General features: G+C 42.9%; 22 protein-coding genes. 4 read left to right on the top strand and 18 right to left on the bottom strand.

Features of this window, described 5'->3' with window-relative positions; translation table 11 throughout:
• Positions 1-410 precede the first annotated feature (410 nt).
• Together ACMHKJ_RS08420 and ACMHKJ_RS08415 are read left to right on the top strand one after the other, a co-directional pair.
• On the top strand, positions 411-620 hold the full coding sequence (locus ACMHKJ_RS08420) for a helix-turn-helix domain-containing protein (protein WP_413493068.1): 210 nt from the start codon (positions 411-413) through the stop codon (positions 618-620).
• Positions 621-679: 59 nt separating this feature from the next.
• Positions 680-823, top strand: a complete 144-nt coding sequence (locus ACMHKJ_RS08415) for a hypothetical protein (protein WP_413493066.1) — start codon at positions 680-682, stop codon at positions 821-823.
• Positions 824-1,894: 1,071 nt separating this feature from the next.
• Here ACMHKJ_RS08415 and ACMHKJ_RS08410 read toward each other — a convergent pair.
• The 14 genes from ACMHKJ_RS08410 to ACMHKJ_RS08345 all read right to left on the bottom strand — a co-directional run bounded on the left by ACMHKJ_RS08410 (position 1,895) and on the right by ACMHKJ_RS08345 (position 12,357).
• On the bottom strand, positions 1,895-3,067 hold the full coding sequence (locus tag ACMHKJ_RS08410; RefSeq protein WP_413493064.1) for a hypothetical protein: 1,173 nt from the start codon (positions 3,065-3,067) through the stop codon (positions 1,895-1,897).
• 14 nt (positions 3,068-3,081) lie between these two features.
• Entirely contained in the window at positions 3,082-4,284 is a 1,203-nt protein-coding gene (locus ACMHKJ_RS08405; protein WP_413493063.1) for a nucleoid-associated protein, read from the bottom strand.
• Between the two features lie 344 nt (positions 4,285-4,628).
• Entirely contained in the window at positions 4,629-4,904 is a 276-nt protein-coding gene (locus ACMHKJ_RS08400; protein ID WP_413493061.1) for a hypothetical protein, read from the bottom strand.
• 94 nt (positions 4,905-4,998) lie between these two features.
• Complete coding sequence (locus ACMHKJ_RS08395; RefSeq protein ID WP_413493059.1) at positions 4,999-5,574, bottom strand: hypothetical protein; 576 nt, start codon at positions 5,572-5,574, stop codon at positions 4,999-5,001.
• 302 nt (positions 5,575-5,876) lie between these two features.
• Complete coding sequence (locus ACMHKJ_RS08390) at positions 5,877-6,470, bottom strand: hypothetical protein (protein ID WP_413493057.1); 594 nt, start codon at positions 6,468-6,470, stop codon at positions 5,877-5,879.
• A gap of 14 nt (positions 6,471-6,484) precedes the next feature.
• A complete protein-coding gene (locus ACMHKJ_RS08385; protein WP_413493055.1) occupies positions 6,485-7,156 on the bottom strand; it encodes a hypothetical protein in 672 nt (223 codons plus the stop codon).
• Between the two features lie 2 nt (positions 7,157-7,158).
• On the bottom strand, positions 7,159-7,323 hold the full coding sequence (locus tag ACMHKJ_RS08380; RefSeq protein ID WP_413493053.1) for a hypothetical protein: 165 nt from the start codon (positions 7,321-7,323) through the stop codon (positions 7,159-7,161).
• Positions 7,324-7,634: 311 nt separating this feature from the next.
• Positions 7,635-7,973 (bottom strand): hypothetical protein, encoded by a 339-nt coding sequence (locus tag ACMHKJ_RS08375; RefSeq protein WP_413493052.1) that lies wholly within the window; start codon positions 7,971-7,973, stop codon positions 7,635-7,637.
• A gap of 188 nt (positions 7,974-8,161) precedes the next feature.
• Positions 8,162-8,479, bottom strand: a complete 318-nt coding sequence (locus ACMHKJ_RS08370) for a hypothetical protein (RefSeq protein ID WP_413493050.1) — start codon at positions 8,477-8,479, stop codon at positions 8,162-8,164.
• Between the two features lie 320 nt (positions 8,480-8,799).
• Positions 8,800-11,493: a DUF927 domain-containing protein gene (locus tag ACMHKJ_RS08365; RefSeq protein WP_413493048.1), complete on the bottom strand. Its 2,694-nt coding sequence runs from the start codon at positions 11,491-11,493 to the stop codon at positions 8,800-8,802.
• Positions 11,480-11,806, bottom strand: coding sequence for a hypothetical protein (locus tag ACMHKJ_RS08360; RefSeq protein WP_413493047.1), 327 nt, complete (start codon positions 11,804-11,806; stop codon positions 11,480-11,482). The genes ACMHKJ_RS08365 and ACMHKJ_RS08360 overlap by 14 nt, the downstream gene beginning before the upstream one ends.
• Before the next feature lie 2 nt (positions 11,807-11,808).
• Entirely contained in the window at positions 11,809-11,997 is a 189-nt protein-coding gene (locus ACMHKJ_RS08355) for a hypothetical protein (protein WP_413493046.1), read from the bottom strand.
• Positions 11,994-12,182, bottom strand: coding sequence for a hypothetical protein (locus tag ACMHKJ_RS08350; protein WP_413493044.1), 189 nt, complete (start codon positions 12,180-12,182; stop codon positions 11,994-11,996). The genes ACMHKJ_RS08355 and ACMHKJ_RS08350 overlap by 4 nt, the downstream gene beginning before the upstream one ends.
• Positions 12,175-12,357 (bottom strand): host cell division inhibitor Icd-like protein, encoded by a 183-nt coding sequence (locus ACMHKJ_RS08345; RefSeq protein ID WP_413493042.1) that lies wholly within the window; start codon positions 12,355-12,357, stop codon positions 12,175-12,177. Before ACMHKJ_RS08345 ends, ACMHKJ_RS08350 begins: the two co-directional genes overlap by 8 nt.
• Positions 12,358-12,538: 181 nt before the next feature.
• On the opposite strand from ACMHKJ_RS08345, the gene ACMHKJ_RS08340 reads away from it, so the two are divergent.
• Together ACMHKJ_RS08340 and ACMHKJ_RS08335 are read left to right on the top strand one after the other, a co-directional pair.
• Entirely contained in the window at positions 12,539-12,760 is a 222-nt protein-coding gene (locus tag ACMHKJ_RS08340) for a YlcI/YnfO family protein (protein WP_413493040.1), read from the top strand.
• Between the two features lie 39 nt (positions 12,761-12,799).
• The gene (locus ACMHKJ_RS08335; RefSeq protein WP_413493038.1) at positions 12,800-13,141 is read left to right on the top strand and encodes a hypothetical protein; all 342 of its coding nucleotides are present in this window, start codon (positions 12,800-12,802) and stop codon (positions 13,139-13,141) included.
• Between the two features lie 292 nt (positions 13,142-13,433).
• On the opposite strand, the gene ACMHKJ_RS08330 is transcribed toward ACMHKJ_RS08335, so the two are convergent.
• From ACMHKJ_RS08330 to ACMHKJ_RS08315, 4 genes are all read right to left on the bottom strand, one after another.
• Positions 13,434-14,135 carry a hypothetical protein gene (locus tag ACMHKJ_RS08330; protein WP_413493036.1) on the bottom strand — a complete coding sequence of 234 codons (702 nt, stop codon included), beginning with the start codon at positions 14,133-14,135 and terminating at the stop codon, positions 13,434-13,436.
• Between the two features lie 137 nt (positions 14,136-14,272).
• Positions 14,273-14,551: a helix-turn-helix transcriptional regulator gene (locus ACMHKJ_RS08325; protein ID WP_413493034.1), complete on the bottom strand. Its 279-nt coding sequence runs from the start codon at positions 14,549-14,551 to the stop codon at positions 14,273-14,275.
• Positions 14,551-14,769 carry a helix-turn-helix transcriptional regulator gene (locus ACMHKJ_RS08320; protein WP_413493032.1) on the bottom strand — a complete coding sequence of 73 codons (219 nt, stop codon included), beginning with the start codon at positions 14,767-14,769 and terminating at the stop codon, positions 14,551-14,553. The genes ACMHKJ_RS08325 and ACMHKJ_RS08320 overlap by 1 nt, the downstream gene beginning before the upstream one ends.
• Positions 14,770-14,885: 116 nt before the next feature.
• Complete coding sequence (locus ACMHKJ_RS08315) at positions 14,886-15,905, bottom strand: hypothetical protein (protein WP_413493031.1); 1,020 nt, start codon at positions 15,903-15,905, stop codon at positions 14,886-14,888.
• Positions 15,906-16,022: the final 117 nt, after the last annotated feature.

Genomic DNA, 16,022 nt, shown 5'->3' with positions numbered 1-16,022 from the left:
ATTAAATCTTAAAATTAGATATAAACAAGATTTTTTATCCAAAAAATAGATAAGAAACCAAATATTTTATTTAAAATGCCCCGCACAATGCCTGCCGACTCAGGCAAATGGATAAACCCGCAGCATACGGCACATCACTCCGTGAACCGGACACAAAGCCCATCAGGGACGGTTTCTTTCAATTGCGGGCGAAAGCCGGTGATATTGGACGTGCTATCTATGTATATTGATAAGGGAAGCGGATTTTTGTCCTGAAAATCTTTGCAAAAAATACCGCGAAACTCCCTTCATCCATGTTAACTGCTGCTGCACGGCGGTTAGAGGAGATGCTGAACAATGCGTAAAAAATCTATTCCGTGGGCAAACGGCCCGCGAAGACATTTTATCCGACCCGGAAGTTAACGCGATTTATGAAGCAGAACTGCGCGGAACGAATCAGGGAACAGTTGTTGTCATCGCGCTGTTCTGCCGGGCTGACCCGCTCACAGATAGCTATGCGTCAGGGGATCACACCTGCGGCGGTATCACGGACAGAGCGCAATGCTGAAAAAGCGACTGTGGAGACATTAGCCCGCTATGCTGCCGCCTGTGGTGTAAAAAATCCAAAAATAATGTGGTAAGGATCGCTGAAATGAACGCGGGAGACGGTGGTTGAAAGCACACATAGAAGGAGCCTGTTATGTCATACGAACAGAAAACTGAGATGAACGCTAAAATTGACTACGATGCTATCAGGGCACAGAAAAATAAAATGCTTCAGCGTTTCCTGCTGGCTAAGAAAAAAACAGAGCAGTCAGGTCAGGTCGTAGCTAAGCCTATCTGATTGATTAAATAAAAACACATATGTGAGTAATAGCGAAAAAAAAAGCGAAGTGTGATTTCAGACACAAAAAAGCCACCCGTTGGGTGGCTCTTCTTAACTCTAACTCACTGAAAACTCAATGAATTTAAACATGGTGCCAGAGCGGGACTAGCAAACAAACTTAATCCATTGTTATAAAAAGAATTATATAACAAAACCTCAAAGTGTGCCCCTTTATATGCCCCCAAGGATTTATCCTACCTGAACAACAGTTAATTCTTTATTTTTTATGTGGTTACCTAACAATGCATGCTGAGGTACGTTGGGATTTTCAAAACTGAATAAATACAGACCGGCAGTCCGTTAGATCAACTCAAAACGCCTTATAGCATTGACGTTTCGTTGACGTGTAGTTATCAGGGTAATCAAGCTGTGCGCCTTTCCCGTAGCGGTCAGAGTCCTGATAGTTAATCATCCAAAGTTGGATATTAATGTTTTATAAGGGATTTTTTAGTCTCCTTGATATAAAGGAGTCCTGTTTATGAGGGCTTGGATTCAAGCCGTCCTGAAAGCTGGTTGGTACGTTTGGCGCACTGACCACAGAGATAACCCGTTGATATCTTCGGATAACGCCACCGGCGGTTTCCGGAAGGTAAGGTAACTGATTGATAATTTCACAGTTATGTTTTCCTTGATGGCCGTTGTGATACCGCAACAACTGAAAAGGTATGGTCACATGACCACGCCTTGACCATAGATATTTCCTCTGTAGTTGAGATGACCCAGCTTTGGATCATTACTTTTACCTCACTGGGAAGAAAGGGTTATCAGTAATACAGATGGCATAACGCAGATTTGCGTCATGAAAAATATCAATGAGTTATAGTTACTCCGGTAAGCGGGTACCCGTTAAACTATTCATGCTGGCCAGTGGCAGTTACCAGGTTTCCTTTCTGGCAGGTCATCAGTTCCAGAGCCTTCGTATCAAATGCCACCAGCTTTAGCGGTTAGATAGTACATTTTAGATGCCTACCCGTTATCTACTCCGTTCGGGGTCGCATACATATTCAATAACAAAAAATAAGCTTATTCTTATTTATATTGTTCAGCCAGTAAAAATATCCATTTACACCCGAGATATGCGCCACCAATAGCTAACATTAAAATACTCATATTATTAATTTTATCAATTCTCTTTTTTGCATTTTTAATCTGATTTTTTATATCATTTTCAAAATTAGATGCTGCATCCCTTACTTCTGCACCTTCATCAAATTTATAGTACCTACCAACCAACTCCATTAAACTTTTTTGCAATGAGTTATATGATTCTTTTAAAACATCATTAGAAATACGTGTAACCTGATATATAAAAAACAAACCAATAAATATTAATATCGAATCTAAAAAACCACTGGCTTTAGCTAGTCCACCTACCGCTATTAAAGCACCTGGTATAGCAAAAGCCTTATTTTGGCTATTTGATATAAATTCATTTATTTTCGTTGTATACTCCAGATGCTTTTGTTCTAACTCAGATAGTATTTTATTAACAGAGAACCTTTTTGTATAGAGATCAAGCAGGTCATTATATCGGCTATATACCTTATTACCTTTGTCAATTAGTTGAAAAAGATCTTTGTTATCACATTCATTAATCACATCAAATATAGCACTTCTCAAAATTGACACTCTTTCTTTTTGTTGAGCATCTTTTAGAGTTAATACCTTGATAAGCTCTAGTGCCGATAATACCAACTCCTCCGACAAGGAGATTTCTAAAACAGAATTCAAATCATAGTGATTATTTATTATTAATTCCTTCCCTCCATCATTATTCGGTATATACAGTACATATTTACTTTCAATTGTATGATTAGCTGTCAGACTTAATACTTCTTTCCAATTAAGAAAAGCCTCTATCTTCCTAATCTCATCAGACTTTGAAGAAAAAAACATTTTCTCTTTAATGATTATATAATTTCTATTAAATATTCCACTTCTTGAACATTTCCCCCAGAAGCTATCAAGTGATACATATATATTAGAGTCAACTGCAAAGTTACTTACACCTGCCTTAAAAATAATACATCCTTCTTCTTGAGTGATAATTTTGTTAATACCAAATTTTAATAGAAGAACTGAAAAATCATGATTTGAACTGCTATCTAAGTTATTTTTTATGATAACAAGCCCATCATCAATATTAATTGTTGATATACTTATATAATTGACAAGTTTTTCAAGTTCCTCTTTATTCTCCATATAATATCCTTACCTTACTTAGATGGTATTTTTTTCTGCATCTCATCACTACCGGAACGAGCTAATCTAATTATAATTTGCCCATCTTGCCTTTTGTAAATAATTTTTGCATCAGAATTCTCATCTTCGCTAAGAGAACTAACGTCAAAAATAAATTCGTAATCTTTTTCATCATCAATTATTTTTACTTTGCTTACACTTTTACCTGAAAATATACTTGGTTCAAAGTAATCATCAATCATATATCCATTATTATCAACAAACTTGGTAAATTTATTAGCTACCCCTCTTCTTCTCGGTAGTGTTTTTTCAATACAGTTACCTATATCTTCTATAGTTACTTTACGGTCAATGGAATTTTTTGATTTCTCATTAAACAATAACTCTATCGAATCATTTATTTTTATTTTATCTACAATTGTTATCTTTTGGTTGATAATAAAATCATCAACTGCTGCTATTGCCTGTGATACGCTTCTATTATTATCTACCTTAGCATCACATCCAAGCGCTCTTTTAAAAAACTCACTTCTTGACTTTCCTATTATGAAGTGTAAATAAGGCTCACATTCATTTTCAGGATAACCGGCTTTAAATAGTGTCATATCAATTAACACTGCCTGCCGGAGAGCATTTGTATCTATTGATGGTATTTTTTTAGGAATTAGATCTTGATTGAAATCAAATTCACCTTTTCTATCAACCATCAGAATAAGTAATCGACCATCGCTATATTTATCTTGATCAACCTGATAATGAATAAATACAAAAGCTCCTCCAACAATTTTAGACTTATAAGAATTAGCTTCTCTTTTCATTTGCCTCATTATTGAAATTACAAAATCAGAGAATCCTGAACTATTATTCAGGTATTTTAAAAAAACACTTGGTGTATTTAACGGCATATTATCTTTTTTTATAAATCCATGACTTTTTCTTTTTGACATGAATTTTTTATCAGTTCTCGTTATAAATTGAATTACATCGTCTGATAATAAAGACCATTCTTGACCAATCGTACTTTCAAATTTTATTTCATTGCCTTTACCAATCAAATCCAAGGTTGCAGTTAAAGCATGAATTGCAGTGTATCCATCACGTTTTTCTGAATCCTCTAACGATGCCTCATATCCACAATCACATAATTCAGTAGTACTATGCGGGCTTCCACAGGATGGACATTCAATAATATCATTATTTTCAGAGCTATTTGTCATGTTCACAAACCTATCATGGGAATTGTTGATTTATTCTAATAAATAACTCTAGCCAAGGTGAACTGATAATAACACCACTGTTTATTTTAACAGTATCATTTATTCCATTAATGATACAAAAAACTCATAAACACACACCCACTTAATAAACACTCGATCACTTATTTATCACAATTACGTAATAACATGATGAATTTAAAAGTATTTATTTGATAAGATCAAGTGGTAACGATGTTAATATCTCTAGTCGTTGGGCGTCCCAAACATGGACCAATAATACAGACATGACTTTTAAGGGCTATCTGTATGAAAGGACATAACGCAGATTTGCATCATGCAAAATATCAATGAGTTATAGTTACTCCGGTAAGCTGATAACCGTTATACCAACGAGGCCAGCCAGTAGCAGTTATCCTGTTTCCTTTCTGGCAGGTCATCAGCGTCAGCGCACCGTCATCATAGGCTACCAGCGTTAACGGATAGGGGTTACGCAGCTCGCTCTCTGCCTGAATGACCAATGTTGCCATTACCTTCCCAGTCGCTGTCCTGACCCGCTGAGGGGCTTTTGTAATGGTTCCTGATACGGTCACTTTAGCCGTCTGCTGTCTTTTTGGTTTCATCGCATTTTATCCCGGTCATCACCATAAAAAATCCCACCAACCGGCAGGATCGGAAAGTATCTTCGTTAATCAGTCACTGTGCATTGCACTGTGGTCAGGTATCGTCTGCCAGCACATACAGCAATGAGGGCACCACGTCACGCAGGGCGGTATCCTCTGTTTCATCGTCCATCAGGGTCAGGATGTAATCCCGGCATTCAAATATCACTTCATCCGCAGACAGCCCGAACGCGCCCCCGGCGACTATCTGCCCGGTTTCCCACTCAGGTGTTTTCACGATAGCCAGGCGGTAACCGCCAAACGTGACAGGGGGATTGTCCGGTCCCTCACTCAGATACAGCCCGGCAGCCTTTGCCGCCAGTGTTGCCCGTTCATGACCATCCATTCCGGTTACCCGGTCCGCACCGGCGGCAATGTGCTGTTTAATCTCCGCCACACTCAGCGGCACCGGTACATTGTCTGCTGGTAATACAGCTTTAACTGAAGGGGTATTGTTTTTTATCCGGGGGTCACGGCTGTCACGGTAACGGGCCAGATACTTATCACACGCATCCCGGTCAATCTTCCCGTCAATTCTGGCAGGAAATCCCTGTTTGGCTTCCCAGTTGTACAATGCCTGACGGCTCATACCGGCATGTTTGGCGTACTGACTGATGCTCATCAAATTCATTCTGAAAGCTCCCGCTTCTGTCCGGTATCTTGCCGGAGTGTCAATCAAACCGCAGAGTGTCAACCACTTGACACTTTTTCTGTCAACTTGACACTTTTCACCTTGAAAGTGTCAATCAAATGTAAATCAAACTTCTCAGTAGAATTCCGCTAACAAATTGTATTTAAATACTTTTTCCCGCACACTGACAAAATGTGTCAAGTGTAAAGTGTCAATCAAATTCAAAATTTTGTAGCTGGGCGCAGACCACGGCGCGCAATGACCCGTGTTGTAATTATCGCTGGTAAGGACCCAAAAAGTTTTCAGACCCCATACAGTCGCCGGTACTCCTTTCTCTGCCGCTTGCCTTCTTCCTCTGCCTCATACATACGCTGTGCAACACTCTCCGGTGTCTGTAGTTCGTTCTGTCTCTGTGTGGTACGCCGGATTAATGCCTGTAACTCTGCTTCCGTCATCGGCTCAATGTACTGTGCCAGCTTCTCACCCGCTGCCCGCAGTGATTCTGTATACCCGTTACGGTCACTGCTCTGTGTGCTGTAACGGAATGCGGCCATGTTCTTATCGTCATCATCCAGCAGCTCCCAGCCGGGATGCAGGGCTTCCATCTTCCGTGTGGTGTATCTGCTGAGGTGCCGGAGGCTGCCGGTGAGTTGTTCAATGGCTGACTGATGCGGGACATTGCGTTTAATGAGCGTCAGCGCGTATACAGGGTTATTCCGGGCTTCCTGACTCTCAGCGATACAGTGAGCGTCTGAGTGTGCCCTGCTGTGTTCTGTGGCGGATTCATCACTGACTGAGGCTGTGGTGTGGCGATACATGAGACCGCGCCCGGTGTAACCCTGAGCGCGTGGCGTGTCCGGTGACAGGTGAGCAAATGAATACGGATCTGGTTTCATCAGTCTTTCCCCTGTCAGCCCCGCAGATTAACGCCGGTTTCTTTGTAGGTGGCTCTCAGCTTCTCTGCCGCTTTAGCCATATCACGCTGATATTCTTCATCGGCTTTCTGACGGGCTTCGGCATTGTCCGTCGTGTTCGGGTTAGCTGCATTCATCATATCGGCGGTACGTGCAATGAGGGTCTTCAGTTCCTCCTGCGTCAGTGGTTCTTCCATCTTTTTCAGTGCCTGTACTGCCTGATGACGTGCGGTCATGTAGCCGTTGATGTCGCCGTTCTGTGACGATACCTGAAATGCTTTTCTGACCCGTTCCTCATCGTCGAGAAATTCCCAGGTCGGATCGTTGTCTTCCATGTACTTCACGGTGAACTTTGACAGGTACTCAGGTTCATCACGCAGACGGGCACGGATTTTCTTTGAGGACAGGTCTGTCTCACGCAGCAAATGAACCGCCAGTGCCGGACTCTCTGCCGCTTCTTCTGATACCGCCACATTGTGAGCACGGCTGTGTTTCTTCGGTGCTTCCGGCTGGTCGTCTGAAACCATCAGGACAGCGGCGTTCTGTTCCTGCTGATTGTCCGTAGTGTCGCTCTCTGCCTTAACCGTCAGATGCGCAAAATCTCCGGCTGTTGCTTTCTTCGCTTTCTGCTGTCCGCCTCTCAGGGCTGATAAACTGAACATTCCCATAATTATCCCTCTACCTGTTTCAGTGCTTTATCCACCAGCTTCCGGGCAACTTCGTGCAGAGTCGGTTTAATGCCGAGTCCTGACCGGTTGTGTTCTTCCTGCTGGATCTTCCGTAATGCGTCCATTTGCTTCTGTGTCAACAGAATGGCTTTGCTGTCTATTTTCATGCCCGCCTCACTACACTGTGTTTATTTGCATGTTTATTTATACAGTTAATTATATTGCAGTTATTGAAATAATACAAATTAGTGATGCAATTTGTGCAATGATGGTTTTTTACGCAAAAAAGAAAACGGCAGAACCGTTAAGATCTGCCGTTTGAGAGAGGAAATTATGAAAGGTTCCGGAATGGAAAGCCTACTATGCTATGCCCCGGGGAAGAATGAAAGGGGGCTGACCTGCCAGTGAAAGCATGAGAACTGATTATTTACAAAATAGCTACTGAGCCGGTAATTTAAATCAGATATTTTTTATGTTATTACTTCCCGTATTTCCTGATGGTTTTTTGCAGATTATCGACATATTCCTTTATTTCCTTTTCATTATCACACATCCCTTTCCTCAGCAGCTCATTATCCTTGTATTTTCCTTCACAAAGCCCCATTGAAAGACCCTGACCGTAGCTTTGAAAAATAATGATATTTATGCCATCCACACACATTTCATAATGTTCATCACTGATATTTTTATAGGGACCACACAACGTATTTTTTGCATTTTCAATTTGTTTCAGTGCTAAAACATTTTCTGCCGGATCAGCCATCGTAAAAAATGCCAGACATACTCCAGATAATAAAAAACAAGCCCGCTTTATCATAATCGTTTCCTGAATATGAACGTTTATTTAAATTAATCTGCCATAGTGAGAATTTATCGTTAAATGGTCATGCTGTGTAGCGAAATAATGTACCACCGGCAAATTAAAGATATATGGCTGGCACATGCGGATTTCAGGCAGACAAAGCAGATAACCCCTGCTGATTTTTACAAAAACATCCCGGCATATCAGCAGCCGGGACTCCCGCTGATCATCTTCCATGCAAAACAGTAATGCTCATCAGTGCGTGTAAACTTATCATCAGGGAGATACAGCAGCTCACAATACCCCTCATCAGGGTGCAGTGGTGCCATGCCGAACTCCAATGTCAGAACAGGTAATATCTGCGTACATATATCCGCCTGTTTATCAAATTTGACATCGCATAATGCCCACGCTGCCACAGGTGAATACCATTCTGTTTTCATTTCGTCATTATCAATAAATTTAGCCCACCAGCCAACGACAACCGGTGAGATACTTTTGATGGTTAGTTTGTCTTTCATTTTTATTCTTCTCTATATACAGAAAAAATGATTTTTCTCCGGGATAACGGGATAAGTAGTTCTTTTTCATTCTAAATCATAGACCTAAATATCCCAGACCCTATCCTTTCTTATCCCAGACCTGTTTTTTTTGGGATAAGTTTGCTTTTTCATTAACATTTACAACAATTCGCTATCATTTTATCTGGGATAACATGGGATAACCTGGGATAAAAAGACTTAATATAACTAACTAATCTTTATATCTTTTCTCTTTATTATCCCGTTATCCCACTTATCCCGGCGTTTTTAATTCATCACGGGGATTACGTCCCGGCTGGTTAATCGTCCTCACTGTCGACGAGCACAATAAAACGCTGCTGACTTCCGTTTACGCTGATTGTTTTTCCGTCAACCCGTCCCGGTTCCGGCCTGACTAACAGCCCGGCTTCTTCCAGTGCTTCTGCTCCCAGCTTCTTCTGTATTCCCATCAGAATTTCATCCTCAAAGACCGACGGAATAATATGGTATTCATCCTGCCCGTCCTCCCGCCGTCCTGATACCAGATATCCGGCAAGGTCAGATATTCTTCCTGCATGGATTCTGTCCAGATCTCCGTTGCGTTTGCCAAAGGTATAGGGCTGAAAGCGGTTCAGTCCGTAACGCTGGATAAAGTCACGGGCACGTTTCACTACCTGATACTTTTCCCGGCTGCCTGTGCCGTAATTTTCCAGCCACTCATTAAAACTGTTCCGGATAAACCGGTTACATTCAGCCTGGTCCCACCCGGTGATCCCGGCTGATAACTCAGCAGTTGCGTCCAGCATGGCAAAGCGGGTAGCCACACGTTTAACCTGCGGTGATACTTCACCCGGCAACCCCTCCAGCCACTCTTTTTCCTTCTGAATCACCTTCTGGCTGGCGCAGTCCTGATTATTTGCCAGATAGGCTATCCATGCCCGTCCCGCAGCTCCGCAATGCTGTGTTGATACGCGCTTGATCGTCCGTGAGTGCAAATCTCCGTCATCCAGACTGTGAAACTCCACCGTATCAGTAAACGGCACACTGACCAGGCGGACTAACTGCCCGGCTTTCGGAGTGACTCCGTTACGCAGCAGGTAGGTTTCAAAGTCCTCCTCACCGGTTGACAGTGCGACTATCGTCCAGCGCAATACTGCACGGTTTCCGCCGTCTTTATTCCCCTGAATGCGTCCGGTGCCGTTAAACAAGCTGTATGCGCTGCCCGCCACATGCTTAACGTCATTCCCCTGCCCGATTTCATCTATCGGCATAAACCCGTCATTACGGGATGCGGCTTCAATGGTCAGCCCGTATTTGGTAGCATCCCACGTCAATTTCAGTTCATCCGGTACACCATAGATACTGGACGCAGCCTCAACAGTGGTTGTTTTCCCCGCTGAGGACTGTGCAAACAAGTGAATACCGAACGAACTCCCGCCCGCCAGTGAGTTAAGTGGTGCGGCTAGTGCCACCAGTCCGCCCAGAATCATTGACTGATTCCCTGTCATGAGTGAAGCCACATTATCCCGCCAGCTTCCCGCCGTTCCCCTGACGATATAACCGGACACCGCTGAAGTGCCGCCACAAAATGCCACCGGACGGGACGGGGTTCCGATGATGTGTCCGTCCGGCATAACATACGCACCATCATGCCACCCGGCTGTGTGGGTTATCGTCCATTCGTCACGGTTACCCTGCCGCTGAAGATAGACCGCCAGTGAATCAAGATGCCCGCGTTTTGTGGTGATATTCACACCACGGGATCGAAGTCTTCCCCAGCCCTGCGGAGAGCCGATTTCACGGCGGGGAATCGCTTCAAATATCGTTTTACCACTCCCTTCCTGTTTCATCTGAACAACCAGATAACCGTCTTTGCCGTCACTGCCGATCCCTACGGTTTCGATTTCATCCGCAACCCACGTTTCCTGTTCATCAATTTCACCAGTATTGTTATTTTGCTTGCGCTCAACGTAATACAACCCGCCGTGTCGCTTATCAAAAAACGGTTTCAGGTCCGCATTTTTTTCTTTTGCCCGGTGATCATCCAGTTTAATCACGACTGATGATGTCATGTCTGCCTCTCCTGCGTTCACCTGATACAACCCCTTACTGAATGCCTGTTTTGCGGCTTCCGTCCCGTATTGCTGCCGGTAATCGTCCCAGTCAGCTTTATCTTCAGTCGGCGGCAGTGTTACCCAGCCGCGGTGAAAACTTTTTACCGCTTTCTCTGCTGAGATTTTCCCCACATTAGGCTGACCGGGCTTAATATCGTTATCTGCCGCTATGATGATTTTTGCCTCCGGGTAACGACTGGCTGCCCACTCTGTCACCGGTAGTAAATTACCCTCGTCAATTGCCGCCAGAACAAGCCCGTCATGCAGTTGTGCCACGGTAAGCGCGGTTGCATAGCCCTCTGCAATCAATACCGTATCAGTCGTTTCAGGCAACTCAGACACAGGGATATAACTACCCTTTTTCCGTGTGCCGGCAATCAGCCGTTTCTCTCCGTCCGGTCTGATAATCTGCGCCCCGGTCACTTCATCACCGCGCCGGATAACCAGCAGCAGAGAACCATCATCCAGCAGTCTGACGGGGCACGTATGCCCCTTTGCAGTCAGATAGGCAGATTGTCCGGTAGTCGTCTGTGCCACCAGCTTACGGACCTTTTCAGCTATCGGCGGAGCCGCTGATTTCGGAGCCTCCTGTCTGGCCGGTTCCGGTAACGGCAGAGATAACGCCTGTGACACCTCTTTAGCCGCATCGAGAACGGATATCCCCTTCACCTTTGCGATTAAATCCAGCCCGTCACCGTGGTTCGGTGCATCACACTGACGGCAGAACCAGTTACCGTTATGGTGGTCATCAATAAAGTGAAAGCGGTCAGTCCCACCACATACCGGGCAAGCGCCATGTTTACCCCGTTCCGGCACATCAACACCACAGGCGGGCAGCACACTGCCCCAGTGATTCACGGCGCTCCGCTTCACCTCTCGGATTAAATCAATGTTTGTCATTGTTCACCTCCGTGTACGGAAAGCCTTCACGCTGGTAAATTTTGAACTGCGCCTCGTCCTCCGTGAAATGCAGGGCATCAATCAGGCGCGGCAGGTACATCAGAGATTCACCGATACGGCGTAAGTCGTCCTTTGCCTGTTCGTTGGAGTAATCCTCATTGGCACACGCCCAGAATGCACACTCTCCCACGGATTTCAGACCTGACAACAGACCATTGCAGGTATCAGAGGACACACTTCTCAGGCTGCGTAATTCGTCCGTGCTCATTGAGTCCAGATCCATCCGTACAATAAAATCGTAGATATCAGCCATGATTATTTTTCCCCACTCAGAACGGCAGCTAACTGAACCTGAACACTGTCCGCATAGTCCAGTGCGATACTGATCATATTGGCGGTTTCGGTATCTTCTTCCGCATCCAGCCAGGTAGTCAGCAGGGTTTCCGGTTTCCGGATATCCATCATCGGTTTTTCCAGTAATACCGCTAATTCGTTGTTTTTCATGCTGACACCTCATTTTCATCACGTAAGGACTGGCTGATCTGCTGGTTTAAATCACAGGCTATTGAAATCAGGTTGAGTAAATCTGGCGAACACTCACCGGCGGCCTGATCCAGAATCACGCTGTAAAGCGAACCGGCTAACTCTGCTTTGTATTTCGCAGTATCAATACGGATAGCATCAGGCATGGTTCACCCCCTGACGAATACGGGCAGTAAATACCAGCGGGAGATTAGGGAGCTGCGAACGGGCTTCATCTTCGGTATGCGCCGTTACGTGGTGATAGGTGGCTTTATTTTCCTGACATTCAGCAAAACGCCATATAAATTCAGGGTGAGTTTGGGTAGACTTATACATAGCCATACTGTTACTCCGTTTAACATTGTGGTTAGAAGCCCTGTCAATGTTCACAGCACTGACGGGGCTTTGCTTTTTCTTGATGTTAGTCATCAAGGTGTTTAAATACGTTACCTCACTCTGTTTAAACACGTCAAGATATATTTGTTTAAACACTTTCACCTGAAATGTATTTACTGTATTCTTAATGGTGTTAAAACACTTTGACTGGATAATCGCAATGGCAACTGGATACAAAAATAATAAATCACAATACAAAGGGATTCGTTTTCCACATGAATTAATTGAACAAATTAACGAGTGTGTAAAACAACAAAATTCCGCAGGAAATGACTCAAACTTCTCATCCTGGGTTATTGATGCTTGTGAAGTGAAATTGTCCAAGCAAGAATCACAGAAGACAAAATAGCCATGAGTATTCTGTGATAACCCACTTGAGGAAGTTGCTATGAAATTCAAACTACAAGCACTAAGCAGCAACAAAGAAGATGTGTATGATGTTAAAGTTTTTGAAATATCAGGCCAGGTAGGAGTATCCTGTAACTGCCCAGCAAATACATTTTGCAAGCATATTGGTGCGCTGTTTACCGGCAAGACCGGCACTATTTTTCCCGCTGAACTCAATAATGAGAATGAAATCAATTCCTCAGTTAATTTGTTGCAATCCAGTGGGCTGACTAAAAAATACGAATCGTTGATGGCAGAATTAGATGAACTCAAAGTTGAGTACAAAGAGAATACTGCCGCAATTAAAAATAAATTAAATAACCTGTGTGTACCAACCATATAAACCGAGTGAACATCGTTCACATGGTTACTATGTTGAACCGAGTAAATGATATTTACATGGTTCAAATCCCACCCACCATTGGTGGTCAGGAGCACCGGAACCAACCCAATACTGTTGGGTAGCTCTGCAACCAACCCGATATCATCGGGGAGCATCAGATGAGACCGAATGAAGACAGCCTGCACGCTGTCTTTTTTCATTTGTGAGCAACCGGCTGTTACATACAGTTCTTCAGACATCAGACACACACAGCCCAGCCAATGACAGGATTTCTTCTGGCAGGTGATCATTATCAGCCCCCTATCCGGCTGACCGGACTCATCAGCATAGCGAACTGCTCAATACGTTTACTCACCTCACGTAACGCCTGAGTAGCAGTAAGCCCTGAACTAATCGCATCCTGAAATGCCGCCTGTTCAATTTTCTGCATACAGACTAATAAACCTAATTGTTGTTCGTCTGCGCTGGCACGCTCACCAGTGAGTAAACCTGTTAATCGGTTCTCTGCACGGGCTAAATTGATGTAATGATATTTATCCGCGCCTAAGTCTCTGAGTGCGTCCCGGGACTCATGATAATGCGGAAGGTATTCACGCCGGATAGGTTCAGCTGCGCGTTTCTTACTGAATGCTTTGGTTACGTCCAGCTTGAACTGAGTCATTTTTTCGTGATCCCGACCACGGACAATACGACACACAAAATCGAACTGATTTTCATTGAGCAGGTAATAAATCTGAGAACGCCCGCGTTTTGATTTTCCCGATTTCAAATCGGACAATTCTTTTTCACTATGTCTTGGCAATGTACCCAGCTCACGCAAACAGCTAAGGTTCTTTTTAATAATATTCACAAAACTTTCGTGTTGTATTCCGACTCGTTTAGCAAACAGGCGGCTATCAATTCTCGGTTCCGTTCTGTGCTGAATTAAAATAGGTTCTTGGCTGATTTCAGAGTGAGCGAAGCCCTGACCCATTACGGTCATTTTCTTTTTCATAATTTCGTCTCTTTATTTAATTAATAAGAGCTGTCGCGACAACGTATCCAGACTGGACTAAATTTGTCGCAAATTCCCGCAAAACAGAACTGAGAATAAATAAAAGTTGTTTTGCGTGTAATTGCAGACTAATTCTGTTAGTCCGATCTCCGGCTGTGAGGGTTATTAACGTTGTCAACATTCGGCGGATTATGAATCCAGAAAAGCAAATCACTCAGCAACCAGGCACAGGAATTACGACCCAACATTTTACGGGCCGGAAAGCGTTCCTCTTTTTCGAGTGTATATGCTGTAGTTCGGGAAATTGATGTAATGTGTTGACGCTCTTTTTCACGGATCAGGCGGTCATACGGCTCACCGTATCCATTTAATAGAGCAAGACGCTCTTCAGCAGTCGGTGAAATGAATTTATCCATTACACCACCTCCCCAGAGCGGGATTCCGCGATTTTATTCGCTACCCACGCATCAACCTCTGACTCAACAAAGGCGATAGAACGGGAGCCGATTTTTACCTGTTTAGGGAATTGCCCAGCATCAATGAGTTTGTACAGCCACGGCTTAGAGTAGCCTGTGCGCCGGATAACTTCCGGCAGACGGATGAGACTTTCTTTCTGTGTAGTAATTGCTGGCATATAGCCTCCTGTATTATTCCTTTAAATACTGTGAGAGACAGTAGGTTTATGGGAGGCTATAGCTTTATCGCAATAAATAAAATAGATAGTAAGCGCTTGAGGTATACCCCAAGCGCTTACTGTATACCGGAAGCGGTTTTTACTGGTCTGAAGCTCGTATTTCTTAACCAATCTTTAATGGTTTTAGTTTTAGGCGAATCATTGTAAAGAGATTTACATTTGTTATGAACGAATAGGCTTATTTCTTCCAATGACATCTCTGAATTTTCATTCCATTTAATTTCAGCTTCATTTAAACAAAAACTCTTCCTTAAATGTTCTTTACGTCCACCTTTTGACCCCAATCTTTTCGGAGCATTTTGTCCAACTTCATAGGCATGTTCCAGTGATATCATATGATAAAAACATAATTCAGCCAATTCACTTGCAAATGAATATTCTTTATTCTTCAAGTGCAACACCATTTGGTAAAATATTGGTTTAAATACATTTACAGGCAAACCTAATGTATTGACCATATCTATTGTTGACTGTTCTAATTTGGCATAATAACTTTCAAAACCTACTATTGGTTTCTTTTTCAAAAAAGAAACTAGCACCTCATCACTAGGAGGTATTTCTTTTATAAAAAATTTATTAATAACAGACAAAAAATAACCACCACCTTCATTAATGAATTCAGAGTCGAAAGTTTTATATACCAAATTAGCATCATTATATTTTGATGATAGCTCTTTGAAATAATTAACTAGTTCAAATAGTTTATGCTGATCATTTTTAGCTGATTCCACTAATTTTTTAAATTCAGTTATCATCAAATAAAGATTATTATTACCTGACTCTAAAATTTCTTTTTCTGCAAAAGCAGTTACTTTTGAAAAAAGACCAATGACATCACCATTATCATCATCAATGTACTCAATAAATCCCCTAATAAAGAAATAATCCATTTCAGTTGTACTAACCAAAGGGAGTATTTCCTGTAGTATCTCTTTATTTGATTTTTCAGAAACCATATTTTTCAACATAGTAAAAAATTTATAATTATGTCCCACGCAGTCACCCCACACCCTCTTTCGGTAGGAGCTATGCCAGCCAGTAGAGGTGTACTGGTTTTCGGGGATCAGCCTAGGCATAGCTTTATTCTTATTGTCTATGCAAGTCTACTAAAGACTACAACACCTGTCTATTTATCCAGTTCACGTATTGCAGATATAAAAAAACCAGCCCTTTCTCTGGCTGGCTTGGTATGC

Source organism: Morganella psychrotolerans (assembly GCF_965118875.1).
Classification (GTDB): Bacteria; Pseudomonadota; Gammaproteobacteria; order Enterobacterales; family Enterobacteriaceae; genus Morganella; species Morganella psychrotolerans_C.
Note: the sequence above shows the minus strand (reverse complement) of the source record. Positions and strands in the feature narration are given on the sequence as shown.